Origin of the sequence: Sinorhizobium sp. 8-89 (genome assembly GCF_030124325.1) — a bacterium.
Taxonomy (GTDB): Bacteria; Pseudomonadota; Alphaproteobacteria; order Rhizobiales; family Rhizobiaceae; genus Sinorhizobium.
Genome location: NZ_JASKLR010000006.1, coordinates 167,248 through 189,224, shown reverse-complemented (window position 1 = coordinate 189,224; position 21,977 = coordinate 167,248). Strand labels below are relative to the sequence as shown.

Sequence of the window (21,977 nt, the reverse complement as noted above, 5' to 3'; positions counted from 1 at the left end):
CAGCCACCACGGCGAATGCAAGATGACCGAGCAAGCTGTTCGGCTCAAGCGGAGATCACGTCTCCGACTTCCTGCAATTGGAGAAGACGTCCAGGTCACGGTCGTAGACCGATGTCGACACGCCCATCAATCCGAGCACGCTATGGAACAGGTTGTCGCGTGAATGAGTCTCCTCGCGCGCCGTCCCGGCCAGGCATTCACTATCGAACCCCTGAGCGACGTCACTGCCCATCCAGACAAGGAAGGGAATTTGGGTCTGCACGTCCGGTGCGAGTGAACAGGGGCATGCCGTGAAGGTATAGACCGTTCTCGCCGAGCGACTCCCCATGATCCGACATATAGAGCATCGCCGTCACCGTCCGATCGATGCTCGGTGTCAGTCCGTCGGCCTATCAGGACGCCTGCGAGACGCTCGGAGCGGAAAACGCGGCAACCGTGGTTGCCTGCATCCTCGAGAGGCATGGCCACATCAACTCCGCGGGCGGGTATCTACGCGATCTGATGGGCAGGGCGCGGCGAGGGGAGTTTTCGCTCAGGCCCATGCTGATGGCCTTGCTCAGAGCCAACGGCCAAGCGGAGCGGAGGGTCTCGTGATCGTTGTCGTCGAAGGCATCAGCGCGGCGGAAAAGACCACCTGGTAACCGGCACGATAGGTCAGAGGCAGAAGCGGGACCGGAAGAATGGCAGTCATTTGAGAGGCGAGCCGATGCGTCTCCGGCGCGTAGCCACGCTTAGACGACCAGCCGGGCCGCTCGTCCATTCTTTCGTTCCGCGTTGTTGTAATAGCTCGCCGCCTGGGTCACCGATTTGTGCAGCGACTGCTGCATCGCTTCCGGTAGCGAAACACCGCGGTTTGCGGCCTCGGTCAGATAGCCGGATCTAAGCCCATGTGCCGAAAACAGCGCCGGATCAAGACCGGCTTGTTTGCAGCGGTTTTTGAGGATGAGGTTGACCGATTGCGGCGTCAACGCCCGCCGGTCGATGTTGCCCCATTGGTCGACGCGCCGGAACACCGGTCCGTCCGCGATCGTCGCTTCGGTCAGCCATCGTTTCAAGGCGATCACTGGCCGGCCGATCAGCAGCACATGCTCGTCGTCGCTGGTCGTGGTCTTGGTGCGGCCAAGGCGGATCGACAGGCAGGGCAGGGGAGGGGAGTTTTCGTCGGCCGGATCGGCGCGTACTGGCTCCTCGTCAGTGAGATCCTCGATGCGCAACGCCGCCACCTCCGATCGGCGGCGGCCGCCGGAGGCAATGGCGGTCAGAAACAGCGCCCGATCGCGCCGATCGACCAGGCGCTCGCCGGCGCAGGCGGTGAGTAGCTTGGCGAGCACCTCGCCGGTAACGGCCTTTTTGCTCTTGCGCTGTCGCGTTCGGCTGCTTGCCTTCACAGCGAGTCTCAGCGCGCTCTTTAGCGATGGCGCGCCGAAAGCGCCGGTGAGCCCGCGCCAGCGGGTCAGGATCGACCAGGAGGTCAGCCGCCGGCGAACCGTGCCGGGCGCGTCCGGGCCATTTGCCTTGAGCAGTCCCTCGAGGCGCAATCCGACCTCCACATCCGCGGGCATGCCGTGGCCGGGATCCTCGCTGCGCTTAACAGGGTCCCAGAGGTGATGGGCGACGAATTTCAGCAGCAGCGCCTCCGGCGCCGGCCAGGGAAGCGCCGCTCGCCAGCCGGCACCAGGCCTCGAGATAGCCGAGGTCGGAGGCGAGCGCCTTGAGCGTGTTTTCGCCCATGCCTTCGGCTGCGAGATGTGTCAGCGTCGCGACATCGTCGTCGGTCAGCAGTTCGGCGAGCTGGTCACGCCGGTCGAACGGCAGGATGGCGTCGAGCGCATCGAGCTCCTCGGCGCTACGCAGGATCGCCTGGCTGCCGGACGCCGTGCTCATTCCGTGAATCTTTCGCTGCGCTCCGGAACGGCCGAGGCCGGGTGGCAGTTCAGATCGGTCCTGGCGAAATCATTGCCCTTGAACAACAGTGGCGCCTTGGCGAGCACAGCGACCGCATAGGAAAAGCGGTCACCTATGTTGAGCCCGGCCGGATGGCGGCCGTTGCCATAACAATCGTAGGCCTGGTCGGCAGCCTCAAAGTGTTTGCCGTCGAAGGAGACCGGCGGTGACATTCCGGACCTCTGTGAGTCGCGCAACGATGTCGCCGGCGTTGGCAAACCCCTTCGCCGAAAGCACAATGCGGGTTTCGAACATGCTCGGCCAGCCGATCAGCAAGGCTTCCTGGCGCAGCACCGACTTGAAGTTTTCGGCTTCCGGCTCATCAAGCACGACCGTCAGGATCACCGAGGTGTCGATCGCAATCATTTCGGCAGGCCATGCTCGTCATAAAGATCGTCATGGGCGGAACTGGCGTCCGCCGGAACCGCGCTGTTACCCGCGGCCGCGAGATCCCAGACGGCGTCGATCGGATGGTGGTTCTTCTGCTGGCGCAGCTCGCTGTCGTAGTGCTCGAGCGCCTGCTCGACGAGTTTGTTCATCGGCATCCCGGTCCGGCGCGCCAGCGCATGTGCCAGTTCCTTTGCCTTGGCGCTGCGGATGGACAATTGTGGCTCGGACATTTCTCGACACTCCTGGTCGCAATTTCTCGCCTGCTGCGGCCGATCGCTCACGGCGGCGCGGCATTGTCCCGTCTGAACGAGCCCGATGCGAGTTTTCAAGCCTTGAATGCTCGACCGTAGGCATAACTCGGCCTCGCCGCTCCCTAGGAGCGGAGCTTGTCGGTGACGATGCGTTTCGGCAGACCCCTGCTTCTTCATCACCCGGTCAGCAGGCACTGGATGCCTTGATGTTGCTTTGTACTGCGCCGCTAAATCTAGAATACCTTGCTGCTTCGCCAGGATACGGCCCATCGAGATTGCCATCCAAGGCCGAATGAGACCCATTGGACGAGTGAGGTAGATACCGAAAGGACGCAGTCATTGAACCAATCTGTTCACCGGCGGAAACGGTTGAAATCACATTCTCAAATCTGTCCGCGAATCCCGGGTCGCCGGTTCGAATCTGCTCAAGGCGAGGGATGAACGTCACGTATTTTGACCGAAGCCGCCATCCACAGCGCTTGGCAATCCGAGGAGTTGCAAATAAGTGGTCGCTGCTGGCCTCTCACGACAGGGCTGTCTATGAAGCGGAGCATCAAAACGGCGGCAATGGCCAAGTCAGCCGTATGTCGATCCACCAAGAAAGTTGACGGGTCGCAGAGCCCGCACGCTTGCCGCGAGTGCATCGCAGCTGTGGAGCACGCTCAAACCAAGCATTTCCAAGTGCTTCTGATCCAGCGGCAGCGTATTAAACATCTGATCGATCTCAGCGCTATGGGTTGGATCAAGATCTCCATGAATTCTCAAGGTCCTGAAACATGACTCCGGCAGGCCTGATCGATCCCGAATCTCGTCAACTTTACTGTCTGGAGGTGGAAAGGCCTCAAGAACCGCAATGTATCCGAGTAGCATGAGAGGGTGATGGTGCTGAACCCAATAATACTGAGTGCCCACCAGCCGTGCTACTTCGACGGAAGGGGTGATGGATAGAATTCCCTCAGGATCGAATCCTGCGGCCTCTAGGTCCTCGAGTGCCCAAGTGTCGTGGTGCAGTTCCTCGGAGATATGATGTCGGTAATATTTTCCTAGCGAAGGGACAAGCCTATCCGTCCCTGCCAATTGGTCGCATCGTTCCACAGCCAACTGCATGAGGGGAACCGATGCCCGCATGATTTGATGAAGCAAGACCAGGAAAGCAATCGTCATTTCCCGTTGGGGCTCGGTTCGCCAAAGGTCGTCGAAAGCCGCCTTGAGAGCGGGCAAACAGAGCGCAATTCTACCCCTCGCAAAGTCACTATTCGCTTGTGTTTCAAGCATATTCATAACGACACCATTCGATGAACAGCAAACAAGGCCGGCAAATCTTAACTCAATCCAGATACGGTTCAAGTTCGGCCCTGATCGCGCACATATAGCCCTTTAGTATTAGGGAGTACTACTGGACAACTATGGAGCCGGCATCCTAATATTACTGATAGGCAGCGGCTCACGATTCAAAGATCCCTGACAGCAATCCAGCAAGCATCGAAACTGTTCAGCGCCTGTGGAGGTGACAATGCCGGGATTCCAGCCAAATTTCGACCGTCTAAAGAACTCGAATGTCATTCCCGACGTGGAGGAGAATATGCTCCCGCAAGCGGTACATGATGCGATCGAAAACCTCACCGACGAAGAAATCGCGGTTCTCGAAAACATCAGTAAAAGAACCGGGTCCCACATTTATCTCAACAAGGACCACTCGATCATCTGTGGATTCTGAAGTCGTGGTGTCGCTCAGGTCACTGGACCGGTGGCCGTTGTACGACCGCGGCGATGAGAGGCATAGTGCCTTGGAAAAGGCCAAACACAAGCTGTTCCTCAAATCCACGATCGATCAAGTCCCGATAACACGCATAGCCGACATTACATCACTCGATGTCTTGGGCACGCCTGTGTTTGCAACGGTCACCCCCCTCGCGCGAGACTTGACCACTCATCTAGGAAAAGGGGTGGACAAGGAAGCGGCTCGCGTCAGCGCTGTCATGGAGGCGGTCGAGAGGGTCTGCGCAGAGGAATTCGAGGGCGAGTCGCGGAATGCAACTTATCTTGAGCTGACGTCCTCGGACGTCTACGTTGCTGATCCTCTCTCCTTCGATCTTCCCCCGCTTACCAGCTATCGTCCCGATTCGACCTTTGAATGGGTTCAGGGTTGGGAATTGATCAGCGGCCGTCCGATCTGGGTTCTGGCCGACCTGGCGAGATCTCCTGCAAAGGAAGACATACTGGATCAAGTCGATACCAATGGGTTGGCAGCCGGGTTCACTCGTGGCCGGGCGGTGCGCAGCGCAATTCTGGAGGCTATCGAACGGGATGCCGTCAGTCAGCATCACTTCTTTGAACAATACGGACATGAGGGGGGCGCCGGACCCGCCAGACGCAGGATCGATCTGGATTCGCTTCCTCCCATACCCAAGGCGCTTGCGGAGCGCGCCAGGAAAGCAAACCTGAAACTCATCCTGGAAGATCTGACGACCGACCTTGAGATACCGGTCATATCGAGCACGCTGATAGATCCATTCTTTTGTGGTACCGCCGGGCCGATGCCGCTCGTCGTTGAGGGTTGGGGCGCTGACCTTCAGGCGGGGGCCGCCGTTACACATGCTATCCTTGAGTCGTTCCAATCACGGCTCGGGGTAATTCACGGTGCACGTGACTCTTACAACCAGGTACCCAACTCGCGATCGCGTACCGAAGGCAAGCCTTGGAATCTTGTAGCCGAGCATGACTTCTCCACCATTCCCAATACAAGCTTGCCTGACGTCGAGAGCGAAATCGAACTTATCCTGGAGAGGCTAAAGTCAGCCGGACTTACGCAGGCCATAGTAATCGACATGAGCCGAAAGTCCCTGGGCCTGCCCGTTATGAGGGTGCGCGTCCCCGGTCTTTCGCTCTTTACGATAGACCACCGCCGTGTTGGCTGGCGAAGTGCAAGGCACCTGTTGTAACGATGGGCGCGATGCGGATGCCGCCGGTCGTGTTTTTGGGCCCAAGCGCCCCCGCTTCGGACATCCTGTCCATTTTGCCAAATGCGATCATAAGACCTCCGGCAAGGCGGGGGGACCTTTATGCTTATCGCATCCTGAGACATCAGTTCTTTCTGGTCCTTGACGGCGCATTTGGCAACGTCCTTGCCATTTCGCCACGGGAAGTCGTTGATGTCGTCCAGGACGGGGCGGTTGTGGTTGGCGCTTCCAGCATGGGCGCACTGCGAGCGGCGGATTGCTTTCCGGCAGGTGCGCATGGCGCGGGGATCATATTTCGACTGTTCAAGCAGCGCGTGATATCCGCCGAGGACGAAGTGGCGGTCCTTTACCGCGAGGAAATGCCTTTTCCGCCGCTCACGGAACCATTGATTAACATGCGGATCGCTCTGCGACGGGCTACCAGGAAAGGTCTCATGGGAGCACCCGAAGCCGAGGGAATTATCTCGGCGGCTCAATCGCTTCACTATACTATGCGGACCTGGCCCGGCGCGTATCAGAAGGCTGGGCGGCACCTCCCTAGCGAGATGCTCGACCTTTTGAAGGCCATAGACACAAAGCGTGCCGACGCCGTTCAGGCTGCAAACAAGGTCTTGAAATTACTAGAGATTGAAGGAGGTCCGCTCCGCCCGTTGAGTTCACCTCAGCTGTTTGGACTCTCAAGCGATGGCAGGGAGCGAGCCGCTGATGGGTTGAGTGGCGCGGATCGGAAACAAATAGAAGTTGAGTTCATCGAATGGCTTTGCTGTTCCGGGAGGGCCCATTCACGCCTCGACGATGAAATTGCCTGGCTCGACGGAGAATTGACGGTGCCGACCTCGTCAGTTTGGAATATCCTTGAAGGCTCCGGCGAACTAGAGGCTGACCTGATGAGGTTCAACATCTTTCGGAGGGCTGTCTCCGAAGCTCGGCGATGTGGCCTTCGACCCGGAATCGAGGACCTCCGGCAGGCTGAACGTCAGTTGGCCAACGCCCATCGTGTTGGCTCATGGAATGAGCTCCTCACACGCAAAGGAAGGAGCTCGTCGTACTCTAAACGCCTGAGCATACATCGCACTCAACTTGCTCTGACCAAGTGCCTTCGACGGACCTTTTTGTTCGGACCGGGTCAGTCAACAAAGCCGAGAGAGGTGTTGTTATGGCACCCCAAATAGCAAGTCGGTCTCAATCGTCAGGCGACAGCGTTTGCATGCTCTTCACTGACATTGAGGGGTCAACAAACCTGGTGGATTCTTATCCTGACCTCTACGATCAGATGCTCCTTCGGCACAACGAACTTTTGCGGAGTGCCATCCACTCTTATGGTGGCGAAGAAATAAACGTTGCTGGAGACTCTGTATTCGCACTCTTTCCCGCCTCGGCCCAAGGGGTGCAGGCGGCGATTGATGCACAATTTGCTTTGACGAAGGAGGAATGGGCTCAAGGGTGCAAGCCACTGGTCCGGATGGGGCTGCATTCCGGAAAGATAAGAAGACACGATGCCGCGATAACCGGAATAGAGGTGCACCGTGCGGCTCGTATCGCATCGGTGGCCCACGGAGGCCAGATCGTCATTTCGAACGTCGTCCGCGATGAGATCGCAGAAGGTCCGATCGGAGCGAATGTAGAAATACGCGATCTCGGGTTCCATCGCCTCAAGGACCTTCGATATCCTGAAGCGCTGTTCGATCTGGTGATCCCAGGATTACAAAGCGATTTTGCACCGATCTCATCCATCGGCGCCAATCGCACCAATCTCCCGTCCGATGTGCCAGTTCTCTACGGTCGACGCTCAGAAATGGACCGGCTCAATCGAATCTTGGCAGATAAGCAGAGCCGAATTATTACGCTGACGGGTGCCGGCGGCGTGGGCAAGACTAGCTTGGCGATACACGCTGGCAGATCAGCGCTGAGCTTCTTCTCGCGCGGGGTGTTTTTCGTACAGTTGAGCGAAATTGATGATCCGGATCTAATCGCTTCGGAGATCTGCAAGGCCGTTGGCCTGCAGGAGGTCCCCGGCGTTTCCGCCGTAGAAACGGTGTGCAACTCGCTAGGCGGCGCTGAGGTGTTGTTAATACTCGACACCTTCGAGCACCTGGTTGAAGGTGCACCTGTCATAAATACCATCCTCAGAAGATGTCCGGGCGTCACCGTTGTGACCACCAGTCGTGAGCCGCTCAAATTGCGCTCGGAGACCGACTTCGTCGTACCCCCTCTCACCCTACCCGACGAAGAGGCGAGCTTCGATCAGATTCGAGAGAACCCATCTGTAAAGCTTTTTGAGAATTTCATACGCCGCGAGCGGCCAGACTTCAGATTGGAAAATGACACACTAGTTTCGATCTCCAGAGTATGCCGGAGACTTGACGGGCTACCGCTGGCGCTTGAACTGGCAGCCTCGCATGTGGGACTCCTGAGTGTCGCGGAGCTGGAGAACCGGCTTCAAACGAGAATGCAGGACCTTCGAAGCAAGGCACGGGATATTGATCCCCGTCACCGCACCCTTCGTCTGATGATCGGATGGAGCGACCATCTTCTGACGGACAACCAGCGCCGGGTCTTTTATGCGTCGTCTGTCTTCAATGGTGGGTTCGATCTGGGTGCCGTTGAATATTTGTTCCAGGATGAAGCCGACGTAGTTGATTACGTGGAAGCTCTTTTGGACAAGAGCTTGTTGTTCAGAACCACGGCGCTGGGTCACCCGCGCCTAAACATGCTGGATACGGTTCGCGATTTTGCGCTCGATAGCCTCCGAGAGTCTGGCGAGTACGAAACTGTGCGTATCCGTCAGGCGGACCATTTTACCGACCTTGTTCTGTCGGCTGCTCCAAACGTGATGAGGTTCAATCAGCGCGACTTTGTCGAGCAGCTGATGCAGGAAGCTGGAAACATTCGGGTGGCACTTGAATGGCGGATGAGACAATCCAGCGCCCTTCAATCCGCCAAGCTCATCGAGGCGCTAAGGTGGCTTTGGATATCGAGAGGTCAGTTTTCCGAAGCAAGAGCATGGGCGGATAAGGCTTTGGAGCATGCGCGAACCACGGGTGAGCTGGAGCCGCTGGCGCTGATTTTGAACTCAGCCGCATTGATCCGATACATGTCCGGCGATTCCGAAACAGCGCGTGAATATGGCGTTGAAAGTCACCGCATCTACTGCGAGCTGGACAACAAGGCCGGAATTGCGAGTGCCGGAATTATTGCCGGTATCGCGAAAGCCACCTCAGGCGATCCCGAGACAGGCGGCATGTTGATCGCGCAATCACTGGAACTGTCGAGGCTCATTGGCGATGACTATGGAACTGCGCTCGCCCTTATTGCTATTGGCGAAGGGACACGCGCTGAAGGGGATGAGACTGCAGCTGAAGCCCACTATCATGATGCCCTCAAACTGCTCGATAAGCTCGGGGACACCTATTGGCCCGGTCACCTGTTGCAAAACCTTGCCCATTTTAGACTGCACAGCGGCGACTGGAGGAACGCTGCAGCGCTCGCCGGCCAGGCCTTGGCCATCGGCGAGAGGTATGACTATCCAATGGTAGTGAACCTCGCGATCGCAGCGATAAGCGGAGTGCTCGCCGCCAAGGGGGATTGGGACGGTGCTGCAGAAATCATCGGAGCAGTGAATGGTCGTCTCGCTCGCCTAGGAGTCCGGTTTGAGCCGACAGACGATGCCGATTTCCAGAAAATCGTGTCAGCAGTCCGCAAAGCGTTAGGAAACAAGCGATTTACCCGCATGAGCGAAAAAGGGGTTAAGCGTCAATGGGACGAGATACTTTTGTCATGCCGCGCGGCCGTTGCAAGTTAGGCGCTATTTTGTCGTCGGATCAGAACGCCTCTGCGGACCTGTTCCGGGCCCTTAGATGACGATGTGACGGCCACGCCAACTGGCGACGTCAGCGATTCAGGGCTAATGCCAAAGGGAACTTCAACGATCCACGAGCGTACGGTGATCCGCTCGGCTGAGCTGGGAAAGCGTCGTCGTCGCTGTTCACTTTCCGTGCTCAAAGGATCGCATAATGTATCGTCGGGAACGTCGGTCGTTCGGAACCCGAATGCGGTGGTCCAGAAATCGCGCGAGCCGTTCGTCGCCTCCTTGTCGCGTTGGATTTTGGCACTCGCTTGGCATCATCTTCGGAGCATGGCGGAGCAGGTTCTTAAATCCCCGACCCGTCGAGCTCTTGGTCGTCCTCGCCTTCCCAGGGTGAGGGCATCGAGGTGCGATTGAGATTGGCCGAAGGCATCGGCATCCAGCACTTCAATTCCGGCTCGGCGTATTCGATGATGCGGCCGGGCGAGGAATCAGAGGCGCGCCAGCCTTCTGCACCGAACTGGTCGCCATTTGACCAATAGGCGAGGTCAACTTCTGCCGCCCCTTGTTCCGATGGGCGGATCGTGACGAGGATCCGACTGCCGTCTTTCGGCGCAGTTGCCATGTGGCGCCAGCTGTCTGGCTCGGCCATCATTTTCCTCCCGCCTTGCCGCAGGTTGCAAGTGTCGCCTCGCCATCGGAAACGGTCAACGCAAACTTTTGCACAGCCCATGGTCAGCGACGGCCGTCTTTAGGCGGGCTGTTCGATTCTGCCCTTAAGCCCGCGAGCAAAGAGTCGTAACCTTCAACGGGGCTGCCGCCGCGCTAAAGGCGGCCATGTTGTTAGCCCGCCTCCCGAAGTTTGGAATGGGGTCCCCTCGATGTCCGTTCCAAGGCCGCCACCGGTGAAATGAAGTGGGGCTGAAAAGAGCTCAGCTCTTGGAGTTCGGTGGACCTGTGAAGGGTCCTCCGAGGAATACGGCCGCAACGTTGGTTTTTCCCGTTCCGCCTTAACCGCGCGCGCCCAGAAACAGGCGATCGGCTGAGCGCGGTTTTGCGCCGTTCGCCTCCGTTCCGCGCAGAGATGCGTTTTAGGACACGTTTCGTCGCTCGACGGGGAAATGTCCGCGATTTGTGATGTTACGGTGCAGGCATCGCTGATGGGTGCATATCACGGCAAGGACGCAGGGAGGCACATGTCGCAGGAGGGCGGAGGCCGAGTTTTGATCGCGGAGCGCAATCCCTTGGTGATTGCCGCTCTTCGTGGACTTTTTTCCGAAAATGCCAGGTTTTCCATCATCGATACGGCGCGGACATCGGCCGAACTTTGCGAGAAGCTTGCCTCCGTCGAGACGGACTGCGTGCTGCTCAGTTGGCAGCTCGACGATGCCGAGGCGCCCGAGGTGCTCGCCGAACTCGGCCGGCTCGGGTTCGACCCACGGATCGTTCTCTTTGCCGACACGAGCAATCCTTCGGTCCTCAACGAGACGATCCGGCTCGGTGTCAACGGTCTCTGCTACCAGTTCGAAGATCCTGAAATCCTGTTTGCGACGCTCACCGCCGTAATGCAGGGTCGGATCTGCATTCCATACACGGTGCTCTCGAAAATCTCGAACACGCCGTTCCAACAGCTCACCTCTCGCGAAAGCGAACTGCTCGGCATGCTGGCCAATGGTTGGACCAATGTTCAAATCGCGGCGCGAACAGGCATTTCCGAGAATACGGTGAAATACCACCTCAAAAATCTGTACGATAAGCTCGAGGTGCGCAATCGCGCCATGGCGGTCGCCCTTTACACCAAAGAGCGCCGGCGCAGTCCGGAGTGACTACCTGCGGGTAGTCTTTTCCTACCCATCCCTTCCAGGCGACCACCCGTCAGGGCCGCTCCCACGCTGCCCGTCGGGCATTCTTTTCTGCCTGAGCGAGTGTTGTGCGGCGATCACCCGAAAGGCAGCTTTGGTGCCGAGGAAACGCCGTCCGCGGACGCAGCCACTGGAGGAACGATGTCAGGCTACAATCATCTCTTCATTCCCGGACCCACCAACGTTCCGGAACAGGTCCGCCAGGCGATGAACCTGCCGATGGAGGATATGCGCTCCCCTCGCTATCCAGACTTGACATTGCCGCTCTTCGCAGACGTCAAGAAGGTCTTTAAGAACCACAGCGGCCGCGTCTTCATCTATCCTTCATCGGGCACCGGCGCCTGGGAAGCGGCGATGACCAACGTGCTCTCGCCCGGCGATCGCGTGCTGATGAGCCGCTTCGGCCAGTTCTCGCATCTCTGGGTCGATATGGCCGAGCGCCTCGGCTTCGAGGTTGATTGCATCGACAGGGAATGGGGCACAGGTGTGCCGGTCGAGCTCTATGCCGAGCGCCTCGCCGCCGACAAGGCGCACCGGATCAAGGCTGTTTTCGTGACGCACAACGAGACCGCGACTGGCGTCACCTCGGACGTGGCCGCCGTCCGGGCTGCGCTCGACGCCTGCGGCCACCCGGCGCTGCTCTTCGTCGATGGCGTCTCCTCGATCGGCTCGATCGACTTCCGCCAGGACGAATGGGGCGTCGATTGCGCCGTTTCCGGTTCGCAGAAGGGCTTCATGCTGCCCGCCGGCCTCGGCTTCCTCTCGGTCAGTGGGAAGGCGCTCGAAGCTGCCAGGACCGCGCGCCATCTGCGCTGCTATTTCTCGTTCGAGGACATGATCAACACCAACGACGCGGGCTATTTCCCCTATACGCCGCCGACGCAGCTTTTGCGTGGCTTGCGCGCCTCTCTCGACCTGATCTTTGAGGAAGGCCTCGAGAATATCTTCGCCCGCCACCATCACCTTGCGAACGGCGTCCGCGCCGCCGTCTCCGCCTGGGGCCTCAAGCTTTGCGCGACCGAGCCGAAATGGCATTCCGACACGGTGTCCGCGATCCGGCTCCCCGAAGGCGTGGATGGCGTGGAAGTGATCCGTCACGCCTACCGCACCTACAACACCTCGCTCGGCAGCGGGCTCAGCAAGGTGGCAGGCAAGGTCTTCCGCATCGGCCACCTCGGCTCGCTGAACGAGGTCATGGTTCTGGGTGCGCTTTCGGCCGCTGAACTCACGCTGCTGGATTGCGGTGTGAAGATCGAGCCGGGCTCGGGCGTGGGCGCAGCGATCAAGCAGTTTCGCTCTGCCGCCACGGCGTCGACCGCCAGAGCGGCCTGAAGAGACCAGAAGGGGAGAACTCTATGAGCCACACGATAAATCATCTCCGCCGGCTGCGCCTGCAGCGCAGCGAACTCGCCGTCCCAGGCTCCAATCCCGAGATGATCGAGAAGGCCGCCAATTCTGACTCCGACTACATCTTCCTCGACATCGAGGATGCCGTGGCGCCGCCGGACAAGGAACGCGCTCGTGCCAACATCGTCGCTGCCCTCAATCAGATCGACTGGCGCGGCCGCGGCAAGACGATCTCGGTTCGCATCAACGGGCTCGACACCCAGTACATGTATCGCGACGTGATCGACCTCATGGAGCAGGCGGGCGACCGGATCGACACGCTGCTGGTACCGAAGGTCGGCGTGCCGGCCGACCTCTACATGGTAGAGGCGATGGTCAATCAGATCGAGATTGCCAAGGGCTACAAGACGCGCGTCGGTCTCGAGGCGCTGATCGAGACAGCGCTCGGCATGGCCAATGTCGAAGCTATCGCCTCCTTCGGCGGACGGCTTGAAGCGCTGCATTTCGGTGTGGCCGATTACGCCGCGAGCCTGAAGGCCCGCACGGTCAGCATCGGCGGCCTCAATCCGGACTATCCCGGCGACCAATGGCATTTCGGCCTGTCGCGGATGACGGTTGCCTGCCGCGCCTACGGCCTGCGCGCCATCGATGGGCCCTTTGGCGATTTCTCCGATCCGGACGGCTACAAGGCGGCTGGGCGCCGTGCTGCGGCCCTCGGCGTCGAAGGCAAGTGGGCGATCCATCCGAGCCAGATTGCGCTCGCCAACGAGATCTTCTCTCCGCCGGAGAAGGAGGTCGACCGCGCCCGCCGCATCATCGAGGCGCTGAAGCTGGCCGAGAGCCAGGGCAAGGGCGCGGCCTCTCTCGACGGCAAGATGATCGACGCCGCCTCGGAACGCATGGCGCGCAACGTGCTCGCCACCCATGAAGCAATCACCGCCGGCCGCGGCTGAAGGGAAGGACACCATGGACATTCACGAATATCAGGCCAAGGAACTTCTCGCCCGCTACCAGATCCATATCCCGCGCGGCGGCCTTGCCTATAGTCCCGAGCAGGCGGCTTATCGTGCTAGGGAGATCGGCGGCGACCGCTGGGTGGTCAAGGCGCAGATCCATTCCGGTGCGCGCGGCAAGGCGGGTGGCATCAAGCTCTGCTCGTCCGACCACGAGATCGTCGAGGCCGCCGACTCCATGCTTGGCCGCACGCTTGTGACGCATCAGACCGGGCCGCAGGGAAAACTGGTCAACCGCCTCTATGTCGAAGAGGCTATGGATATCGCGCGCGAAATCTACATCGGCTTCGTGCTCGACCGCAAATCCGAACGCATCATGATCGTCGCTTCGTCTTCGGGCGGCATGGAGATCGAGGAGATCGCCGAGACCGAGCCCGATTCCATCATCCGCGCTACCGTCGATCCGGGCGTCGGCATGCAGGACTTCCAGGCCCGCGAGATCGCATTCGGATTGGGCATCGACAATGCTCTGATCGGCCGCGCCACACAGACGCTGCTCGGCTGCTATCGCGCCTTCGTCGACTATGACGCCTCGATGCTGGAGATCAATCCGCTGGTCGTGACCCGCCGGGGCGACCTCGTGGCACTCGACGCCAAAATGAGCTTCGACGAAAACGCGCTCTTTCGCCGGCCGCATATCTCCGAGATGCGCGACAAAAGCCAAGAGGATCCGCGCGAAACCTACGCGTCCGACCGTGGGCTCTCCTATGTTGGCCTCGACGGCAATATCGGCTGCATCATCAACGGTGCGGGCCTCGCCATGGCGACCATGGACATGATCAAGATCGCCGGCGGCGAGCCCGCGAATTTCCTCGACATCGGCGGCGGCGCCTCGCCCGATCGCGTGGCGAAATCCTTCCGCGCCGTGCTGCACGACAGACAAGTCGAGACGATTCTCGTCAACATCTTCGCCGGCATCAACCGCTGCGACTGGGTGGCGGAGGGCGTGATCAAGGCGTTGCGCGAAGTCGGCGTGCCGGTTCCGCTCGTCGTCCGCCTCTCCGGCACCAACATGGAAGCGGGCCGGCGCATCCTCGCCGAATCCGGCGAAAACATCATCGTCGCGGAAACGCTGGCCGAAGCTGCCGACAAGGCAGTCGCCGCATGGCGTGCGTTCACTGCCGGCAAGGCTGCTTGAGGGAGGCGAGACATGTCCATTCTGCTCGACAAGAACACCCGCGTCATCGTCCAGGGCTTCACCGGCAAGATCGGCAGCTTCCATGCCGAGGACATGAAGCGCTACGGCACCAACGTGGTTGGCGGCGTCACCCCAGGCAAGGGCGGCCAGACCCATCTCGGCATGGCGGTCTTCAACACGGTGAAGGGCGCCGTGCAGGAAACCGGCGCGGATGCCTCGATCGTCTTCGTGCCGCCGCCCTTTGCGGCCGACTCGATCATGGAGGCGGCGGATGCCGGCATCCGGCTCTGCGTCTGCATCACCGACGGGATCCCGTCCCAGGACATGATCCGTGTCAAACGGTACATGCGGCGCTACCGCTACGAGGACCGCATGACGCTGATCGGGCCGAACTGCGCAGGCATGATCACGCCCGGTGAGGCGCTGATGGGGATCATGCCGGGCTCCATCTATCTGCCCGGCCGCATCGGCATCGTCGGCCGCTCGGGCACGCTCGGCTATGAGGCCGCAAGCCAGATGAAGGCACTCGGCATCGGCGTGTCGACCTCGGTCGGTATCGGCGGCGACCCGGTCAACGGTTCGTCCTTCAAGGACATGCTGGAGCTGTTCGAGAAAGATCCGGACACGGACGCGGTGCTGATGATCGGCGAGATCGGCGGCCCGCAGGAGGCGGAGGCCGCTCTCTGGGCGCGCGACAACATGAAGAAACCGCTGATCGCCTATATCGCTGGCCTTTCGGCCCCGAAGGGCCGCCGCATGGGGCATGCCGGCGCGATCATCTCGGCCTTCGGGGAATCGGCACAGGAAAAGGTCGAGATCCTGAAGAGCGCAGGAGTCACCATCGTGCCGACCCCTTCGTCCTTCGGCGAGACGGTGGCAGAAGTGCTGTCGGCCATGACCAAGGCGGCCTGAATGGAAAAGCCCGTGACCGGCGCTGGCCGGTCGAAGTGGAGCGCGTGCCTGCCGCGCACTTCGACAGCTGCGATCGCGGGACCGGGCTCGACTTCTATGAGGATGAGGCATCGATCCCCGCCGGACTGACGGATCTCGAAAACGTCGTGCTTTTGCCGCATCTCGAGCCGCGATCGCCGGACAGGATCGTATGAGGGCCAGGCGGCCGGTATCACCGGCGGCCCGGAGGTTAAATAGGAGGAGCAAAAAATGGAGCCATCACGACCTAGCCAGATCGATCCGGCCGTATTCTGGCCGGCCATGTTCATCATCCTCGGATTCGTCGGCTGGGGGACGGTATTCCCCGAAAGCCTGTCGTCGATCTCCAAGGTGGCACTCGATGCGATCATCGACGACTTCGGCTGGGGTTTCGTCGTCTCCTCGGCCGGTTTCCTGGTCTTCGCCCTCTTCCTGGCCGTGAGTCGCTTCGGCAAGATACGGCTTGGACAGGACGACGAGCGACCGGAATTCCGTACCGCCTCGTGGATCTGCATGATGTTCAGCGTCGGCATGGGCATCGGACTGATGTTTTGGGGCGTTGCCGAACCGATATACCACTTTGCCGATCCGCCCCACGGGCAGGCCGAGCCGAAGACCCTCGAGGCAGCTCTCTTGGCAATGAAGTATTCCTATTTCCACTGGGCGCTTCATCCTTGGGCCATTTACGCCGTCGTCGGCATGGCAATCGCCTATTTCACGTTCCGCAAGGGAAAGTCGAACCTGATCTCCGCTGCCTTCACGCCGATTCTCGGCGAGGCCGTAAGCGGGCCTATCGGTAAGGCGATCGACGTGCTTGCGCTCATCGCGACACTGTTCGGAACCGCTACCTCGCTCGGCCTTGGCGCCCAGCAAATCAATAGCGGTATGAACTTCCTTTGGGGAACCGGCCAGTCTAATGGGATCGCGCTGACGATCATCGGCGTCATGACGGTGCTGTTCATACTGTCGGCGGTCTCGGGCGTGGGCAAGGGGATCCAGTTCCTCTCCAACATGAACATGATCATCGCAATGGTGCTCCTGGCATTCCTGGTGTGCATCGGACCGACGATCTTCATCTTCAACACTTTCACCGAATCGCTGGGCTTCTATCTGAGCGATCTGGTGTCCATGTCGTTGCGCACGGCCGCGTTCAGTGACGGCAAGTGGCTCGGCAGCTGGACCATCTTCTACTGGGCCTGGTGGATATCCTGGGCGCCCTTCGTCGGCGTGTTCATCGCGCGCATCTCGCGCGGTCGCACGATCAGGGAGTTCGTGATCGGCGTGCTTCTTATCCCGAGCGGCGTAACCTTCATCTGGTTCACGATCATGGGCGGCACTGCGCTCCATTCCGAACTCTTCGGAGCCGGCGGGATCGTCGATGCCGTCAACAACCAGGGCGCGGCAGTCTCGCTCTTTGCCCTTCTGGCGCAGTATCCCTTCGCCTGGCTGACGTCGTTGGTGGCCATCTTTCTCGTCGCCATCTTCTTCATCTCGGGCGCTGATGCAGGGTCGGTCGTGATGGGAATGCTGTCGTCGCGTGGGGCACTGGAGCCAAAGCCTGGCGTTGTCATTCTTTGGGGCGTGCTTGCCGGTGCGTCGGCTGCTGTGCTCCTCGTCATGGGCGGACTGCAAGGCCTCCAGACCGCTTCGATCATCGCGGCCGCGCCGTTCCTGCTGGTGATGGTCGGGCTTTGCATTTCGCTATGGCATTCTCTTCTCGATGAACTGGAAGAGGGAAGGGAGCGGCACTCGGCGACAGCACCCGCTAAGCCGGTCACGGAAACGGCGGAAGCTTCCGGGCTCGCACCTGAAGCAGTATTGTGATCTGAAATCACTCAGCCGCATGGCCGGTCCGACGGGACCGACCGTGCGGAAGTGGACTCCAACTGAAGCGCGAAAGGGCCGTGGGGTTTTTGTCGGCCTATTGGGCGACTTGCTCGCGCTGTGGAGGTGGTCGATGCGCTCGCGGCGCCGGCGCAGCAGCAATCCCATACTGCCGGCGCAACGATGACGCATTCCGCGTGCTGTTCGGCGCATATGAGGTCTTCTTTCTGAAGGGCTCGATCCACTATCAGCGCCATCTCCCGGCCTCGAAAACAGATAGGCAGATCATGATGAACATCGCGCAAATGCAGGAACAGCGACTGAAGGCACTCGAACTGACCAGAGCGGGCGCTCCGAGGCTGCCGTCCAACCCGTTCTTCGGCGTCGGCCCGATCACCGATGCGACCACCGACGAGGTGGATAGCCGTCTGCGGCGCATCGCCTTCGACACCTGGATCGAGAAGACCTATCGCAAGTTCGACGACAGGGGCAACGACATCGGCGGTTTCACCACCGCCGAAATTTCGCGCAGCATGCACCGCGGCTATCCGGCAGACAAGATCCTGACCGACATGATGCGGGCGATCCATCGCTATTTCGGCTTCCCGAAGGCGAACCGCATGGCCGTGGGGCTCGGCGGTGGCCATAGCGGCTTCACCGTCTGCGTCCAGCACCTGATGAACGCCAACGAAGCCTCCCAGCGCATCTATGTCGATACGCCGCGGCCGGAGAGCGATCCGTCGAAGGCCGCGGGCTTCTTCCGCCAGTCCTGGGCCACCCAGCTGATTGAGATGCAGCGCTTCGCCGAAAAAGGTTGCGAGAGCCGCATCCATTTCGCCGCCTCGGAAGGCGTGATCCCGACGGCAGAAAAGCTCTCCGCCCTCGGCGTCTCGATCTTCGTCGGTGTCGGCCACGAAACGACAGGGGCCAATGCCTATACCAGCCGCGAGATCCGCGAACTTTTGAGCTGGATAGACGGCGATCCGGCAAACCGCCACGCGGTATTCGATGCCACCTCGATGCTCGGCGCCATGCCGTGGGAGCCCGAACTGGTCGCCGCCGTGATGGCGAAATGCTGCCTGTTCATGCCATTCCAGAAGGCAATCGGCGGGGTTTCGGGCTATTTTGTCGCCTCCTTCACGCCGCATGCCCTGGCATTGATCGAGCGGAACCAGCAAGATCCGGCCTGGGCGATCCCGCGCCAGCTGAAGATCGCGCCTCCGATCGATCCCAGGCAGCCGTTTTCGGCCAAGCGCTCCGTCGATGCCGGGCCGTTCTACGATGCCGCGGAAGACCGCATGCTTGGCGGCGTTATCAACACGTACAGCGCGCTCGCCTTTGCCGAGACCACCTTCGGCCTTTTGCAGTCAGAGGCGCGCGTCGGCTCCGTCATTGACCTCAACCGCCGCTCCGCCGCCAACCGCAAGGTGATCGACGAATGGGTCGCGTCGCATCCGCTTCTGTCGCTGACGGTCACCGATGCCGAGCGCCGCGGCGCGGCGGTGACGCTCCTCAGGGTCGAAGACAACGGCATTACCGATCCCGACATCCACGCCCGCATCATCGCCCGTTCGAAGCAACTGCTCGGCTATGAGGGCATTACCCATCCGAACGGCGAGTACGAGCCCGGCCTCGACGCGGCCCGCTACGTCAATGCATTCCCGGGCACGCCCGGCGACTATCGCGCCTGGGCAGGTGGCATCCGCGAGCCGGAAGATGTCGTCGCGTTGCTGGAAAATCTCCAATACGCCTATCTGCGCGCCAAGATCGTCGTTCTTGAAGAGGAACTGGCGAAGAACGGCGTTACTTTCGAGGCTGCGGCCAAGACCGACGGCGCCGTGCGCAAGGACGATCCGTCCCGCGCCTATACCGTGCTGATCGCCGATCTTGTCGGCCTACGCTTCGGCGCCGACGGTGAGCCGGATCACAGCGAGATCAAGGCCTATATCGAGGAAAAGGGCGGCGTCTTCCATCTCGGGTCGCTCGGCGATCGGTCGGCGCTCGAGAAGGGCCGCATCCATTTCTTCTACCAGCCAAACCTCAGCACCGAGGCGGAGATCCTGCCGCAGACCGACAAGGGCCAGTACGACGCGCTGATCGCGGCGGCGACCTTCATCCCGAAGGCCTCCGTCTTCCCGCTCGGCGGCGTGCGCATCGGCGCCGGCACCGGCAACATGGGCTCGGCCTCCTGGGGCGGCGGCAATGGCGAGGGCGGCAACGCGCCGCTGATGAACACGCCGGGGATCAACAGCCGCGCGACCGCCCAGATGGCGATGAAGGCGATCCTCAGGGTCGTTCCCGACCTGCCGGTCGACAGGCTGCACCGGATGGTCGTCGGCGGCGACTTCGACACCGGCCGCCAGCTCAAGGATTTTCCGACTGCGAAGCTCGAGGGCCGCAAGATCGCCATTCTCGGCTACGGCAATATCGGTCGCGAACTCGCCAAGCTTGCCAAGGCCTTCGGCATGAAGGTGGCGATCTATGCGCGCGAGCATCACGAGCGGTGGATCGAAGCGGAAGGCTTCGAATACGCTGCAAGTCCGGTCGCGGCGGCCACCGGTGCCGACGTGCTCTCCGTCCATATCGGCCTCGGCCGGCTGGATGCGGCGACCGGCGTCTATTCCAACGCCGGAACAGTCGATGCGAAGGTGCTCGGCGCGATGAACCACAGCGCGGTGCTCGTAAACTATGATCGGGGGGAGGTCGTCGATGCCGCAGCCCTCGACAAGGCGCTCTCGTCCGGCAAGATCGCGCATGCGGCGATCGACGCCGACCTCTTCAAGGACGCCGCCACCGGCAAGCTCACCGGACCGATGCTGCCTTACCTGCCGCTCGAAGAGAAGCACAAGGGCAAGCTCGAACTGCTGCCGCATGCGGCTGCCGACACCGACCATCCTTCGCGGGTGACCGGTGCGAAGCAGGCGGTCAACCAGATCTTCGACGTCATCCGCTTCAAGTCGGTCACCAATCTCAAAGGCGATCTGCCGGAGGGTTATGTCTCAGCGGGCAGTCGCACGCCCGGCGGCATCGGACGAGTGACGAAGCGGACGGTCGCTGAGGTCGTCGGCAAGCCGAAGCTCCTGGAGGACCTGCGGCAGACATCGGAAAAGATCGCCGCAATCGTGGGCGCGCTCTCCGCCGTTGCCGATCCGGATCATCGCGGCCGGATCGTCGAGCGCTACACCGGCCTGCTGGTGGAAAACGCCGGCCGGCAGAGGGCCTTGCTCGACCAGCTCGGCCTTTATGGCCCGGTGGAGGAGTAAGGCCCGTTGACCCGCGACGAGCGCCGCCCGCTTCTGACCTCGCTCTTTGAGGCCGCCGTCGCTGCTGCCGATCCGACAAAGGTGATCGCCGCCAATCTGCCGCCGCGCCCAAAGGGGGCACCGTTGTCATCGGTGCCGGCAAGGGTTCGGCGCAGATGGCCAAGGCGCTGGAGAGCCATTGGGACGGTCCGCTGACGGGCGACGTCGGTGCACCCAATGTCGGCAAGGTGACTGAGGAGCGCCGCCTAATCACTGTCCTTGAACAAGCTGTCCCATCCTGACCCTGATAGCAGTCATATTCAACGTTCGATTCTAGAAGTTTACGGCCATGAATTCCCGTACTTCGTCGGCTATCCAATTTCTGAATGCGCGAACCTTCGGGTGATCTTGATTGCCCACCTGGTAAACAAGATCGTATCCCCACTCGACCTCCAGCCTTGCGTGCGGGAATATCGACACAAGGCGGCCTGCCGCAAGGTCTTCTGCGACCAGAACACTCCGCCCAAGAGCCACTCACCCCGGATCGCTGCCTCGATGGACATGCTGCCATGACTGTATCCGGGACCCCGGCTCCTTGGATACGGCAATTCCATCATCGCGAACCACCTTTCCCATGTCGTGTTCATGCCCATCTCGTGGATGAGCTGGCATTTGGCAAGCTCGCTCGGAGATCGAAGCCCACCCATGCGGTCGAGATAGTCCGGCGCACAGACCGGGGACACTGTCTCGGTCATGATGCGCTCGGCAGTCGCGAAGGGATATTGACCGGCCCCATAACGCAGCGCCACATCGACGTGACCTGCCGCGAAGTCGACCTGCGTGTCGGTCACTTCGAGATGGACGTCGAAATCCGGATATCGCGCCATCAACCTGTGCAGGCGCGGTGTCAGCCATTTGTTTGCGAAGGAAACGCCCGAGCTGACGACGAGGCGCGTGGTGTCGTTCTTGCGGCGAACCTTTTCCGCCTCGCGCGCGAGTTCGGAGAGCAGGCGGGTGACGGCACTGAAGAACGAGATGCCAGCGTCGGTCAGCTCGATCCTCCGGGTCATGCGGCGGAAGAGCTGGACCCCCAGATGATCCTCAAGTGTCTTGATCTGACGGCTGACTGCGCCGTGGGTGAGATGCAGCTCTTCCGCTGCCAGTGTCATGCTCAGCCTTCTCCCTGCCGCCTCGAAGGCGCGAAGAGTCTGCAGGGGAGGAAGTTGGTCGGGCATACGGCTCTTATGTGTGATCGTCTCTCACGCATCCCG

Annotated in this window: 18 protein-coding genes and 5 pseudogenes; 14 read left to right on the top strand and 9 right to left on the bottom strand. The window is 60.7% G+C overall.

Translation table 11 applies throughout. From position 1 onward, the window contains the following. Positions 1-55: 55 nt before the first annotated feature. Positions 56-350: pseudogene (locus QN219_RS14835) on the bottom strand (sulfatase-like hydrolase/transferase); the annotation flags it as partial. Here QN219_RS14835 and repC point away from each other — a divergent pair. After that, positions 349-594, top strand: a pseudogene (gene repC / locus QN219_RS14830) (replication initiation protein RepC); the annotation flags it as partial. The pseudogenes QN219_RS14835 and repC overlap by 2 nt on opposite strands. Here repC and QN219_RS14825 read toward each other — a convergent pair. From QN219_RS14825 to QN219_RS14805, 6 genes and pseudogenes are all read right to left on the bottom strand, one after another. Then, a complete protein-coding gene (locus tag QN219_RS14825; RefSeq protein ID WP_284000596.1) occupies positions 557-760 on the bottom strand; it encodes a hypothetical protein in 204 nt (67 codons plus the stop codon). The pseudogene repC and the gene QN219_RS14825 sit on opposite strands and share 38 nt — an antisense overlap. Further along, positions 732-1,884, bottom strand: a pseudogene (locus QN219_RS14820) (site-specific integrase). The gene QN219_RS14825 and the pseudogene QN219_RS14820 overlap by 29 nt, the downstream one beginning before the upstream one ends. Further along, positions 1,881-2,117: a type II toxin-antitoxin system VapC family toxin gene (locus tag QN219_RS33995; protein ID WP_309486591.1), complete on the bottom strand. Its 237-nt coding sequence runs from the start codon at positions 2,115-2,117 to the stop codon at positions 1,881-1,883. The pseudogene QN219_RS14820 and the gene QN219_RS33995 overlap by 4 nt, the downstream one beginning before the upstream one ends. Continuing rightward, the gene (locus QN219_RS33990; protein ID WP_309486590.1) at positions 2,080-2,310 is read right to left on the bottom strand and encodes a type II toxin-antitoxin system VapC family toxin; all 231 of its coding nucleotides are present in this window, start codon (positions 2,308-2,310) and stop codon (positions 2,080-2,082) included. Before QN219_RS33990 ends, QN219_RS33995 begins: the two co-directional genes overlap by 38 nt. Then, positions 2,307-2,564: a type II toxin-antitoxin system VapB family antitoxin gene (locus QN219_RS33985; RefSeq protein ID WP_309486593.1), complete on the bottom strand. Its 258-nt coding sequence runs from the start codon at positions 2,562-2,564 to the stop codon at positions 2,307-2,309. The genes QN219_RS33990 and QN219_RS33985 overlap by 4 nt, the downstream gene beginning before the upstream one ends. A gap of 597 nt (positions 2,565-3,161) precedes the next feature. Further along, positions 3,162-3,866 (bottom strand): iron-containing redox enzyme family protein, encoded by a 705-nt coding sequence (locus QN219_RS14805; RefSeq protein ID WP_284000470.1) that lies wholly within the window; start codon positions 3,864-3,866, stop codon positions 3,162-3,164. A 232-nt stretch (positions 3,867-4,098) separates the two neighbouring features. On the opposite strand from QN219_RS14805, the gene QN219_RS14800 reads away from it, so the two are divergent. From QN219_RS14800 to QN219_RS14785, 4 genes are all read left to right on the top strand, one after another. Continuing rightward, the gene (locus QN219_RS14800; RefSeq protein ID WP_136504946.1) at positions 4,099-4,302 is read left to right on the top strand and encodes a hypothetical protein; all 204 of its coding nucleotides are present in this window, start codon (positions 4,099-4,101) and stop codon (positions 4,300-4,302) included. 70 nt (positions 4,303-4,372) lie between these two features. Next, positions 4,373-5,527, top strand: a complete 1,155-nt coding sequence (locus QN219_RS14795) for a YcaO-like family protein (RefSeq protein ID WP_284000469.1) — start codon at positions 4,373-4,375, stop codon at positions 5,525-5,527. A 2-nt stretch (positions 5,528-5,529) separates the two neighbouring features. Next, positions 5,530-6,717 (top strand): TfuA-like protein, encoded by a 1,188-nt coding sequence (locus tag QN219_RS14790; protein WP_309486589.1) that lies wholly within the window; start codon positions 5,530-5,532, stop codon positions 6,715-6,717. Further along, complete coding sequence (locus QN219_RS14785) at positions 6,702-9,347, top strand: adenylate/guanylate cyclase domain-containing protein (protein WP_284000468.1); 2,646 nt, start codon at positions 6,702-6,704, stop codon at positions 9,345-9,347. The genes QN219_RS14790 and QN219_RS14785 overlap by 16 nt, the downstream gene beginning before the upstream one ends. Positions 9,348-9,696: 349 nt before the next feature. Here QN219_RS14785 and QN219_RS14780 read toward each other — a convergent pair whose 3' ends face one another. After that, positions 9,697-10,002, bottom strand: coding sequence for a hypothetical protein (locus tag QN219_RS14780; RefSeq protein ID WP_284000467.1), 306 nt, complete (start codon positions 10,000-10,002; stop codon positions 9,697-9,699). 544 nt (positions 10,003-10,546) lie between these two features. Between QN219_RS14780 and QN219_RS14775 the strand changes: the two genes are divergently transcribed. From QN219_RS14775 to QN219_RS14735, 9 genes and pseudogenes are all read left to right on the top strand, one after another. Continuing rightward, the gene (locus QN219_RS14775; protein WP_284000589.1) at positions 10,547-11,176 is read left to right on the top strand and encodes a response regulator transcription factor; all 630 of its coding nucleotides are present in this window, start codon (positions 10,547-10,549) and stop codon (positions 11,174-11,176) included. Between the two features lie 177 nt (positions 11,177-11,353). Beyond that, entirely contained in the window at positions 11,354-12,544 is a 1,191-nt protein-coding gene (locus QN219_RS14770; RefSeq protein ID WP_284000466.1) for an aminotransferase class V-fold PLP-dependent enzyme, read from the top strand. Positions 12,545-12,567: 23 nt separating this feature from the next. Continuing rightward, positions 12,568-13,512 (top strand): CoA ester lyase, encoded by a 945-nt coding sequence (locus QN219_RS14765; RefSeq protein ID WP_284000464.1) that lies wholly within the window; start codon positions 12,568-12,570, stop codon positions 13,510-13,512. Between the two features lie 13 nt (positions 13,513-13,525). Further along, positions 13,526-14,710: a malate--CoA ligase subunit beta gene (locus tag QN219_RS14760; protein ID WP_284000462.1), complete on the top strand. Its 1,185-nt coding sequence runs from the start codon at positions 13,526-13,528 to the stop codon at positions 14,708-14,710. 12 nt (positions 14,711-14,722) lie between these two features. Then, positions 14,723-15,622 (top strand): succinate--CoA ligase subunit alpha, encoded by a 900-nt coding sequence (gene sucD / locus QN219_RS14755; RefSeq protein WP_284000461.1) that lies wholly within the window; start codon positions 14,723-14,725, stop codon positions 15,620-15,622. Between the two features lie 44 nt (positions 15,623-15,666). After that, positions 15,667-15,816 carry a hypothetical protein gene (locus tag QN219_RS14750; protein ID WP_284000460.1) on the top strand — a complete coding sequence of 50 codons (150 nt, stop codon included), beginning with the start codon at positions 15,667-15,669 and terminating at the stop codon, positions 15,814-15,816. 55 nt (positions 15,817-15,871) lie between these two features. Further along, positions 15,872-17,464, top strand: a complete 1,593-nt coding sequence (locus tag QN219_RS14745; protein ID WP_284000459.1) for a BCCT family transporter — start codon at positions 15,872-15,874, stop codon at positions 17,462-17,464. Positions 17,465-17,751: 287 nt separating this feature from the next. Then, positions 17,752-20,727 carry an NAD(P)-dependent oxidoreductase gene (locus tag QN219_RS14740; RefSeq protein ID WP_284000588.1) on the top strand — a complete coding sequence of 992 codons (2,976 nt, stop codon included), beginning with the start codon at positions 17,752-17,754 and terminating at the stop codon, positions 20,725-20,727. A 6-nt stretch (positions 20,728-20,733) separates the two neighbouring features. Beyond that, positions 20,734-20,933 (top strand): annotated as a pseudogene (locus QN219_RS14735) (DUF4147 domain-containing protein); the annotation flags it as partial. A gap of 106 nt (positions 20,934-21,039) precedes the next feature. On the opposite strand, the pseudogene gcvA reads toward QN219_RS14735, so the two are convergent. Next, positions 21,040-21,941: pseudogene (gcvA, locus tag QN219_RS14730) on the bottom strand (transcriptional regulator GcvA). Between the last annotated feature and the right edge of the window lie 36 nt (positions 21,942-21,977).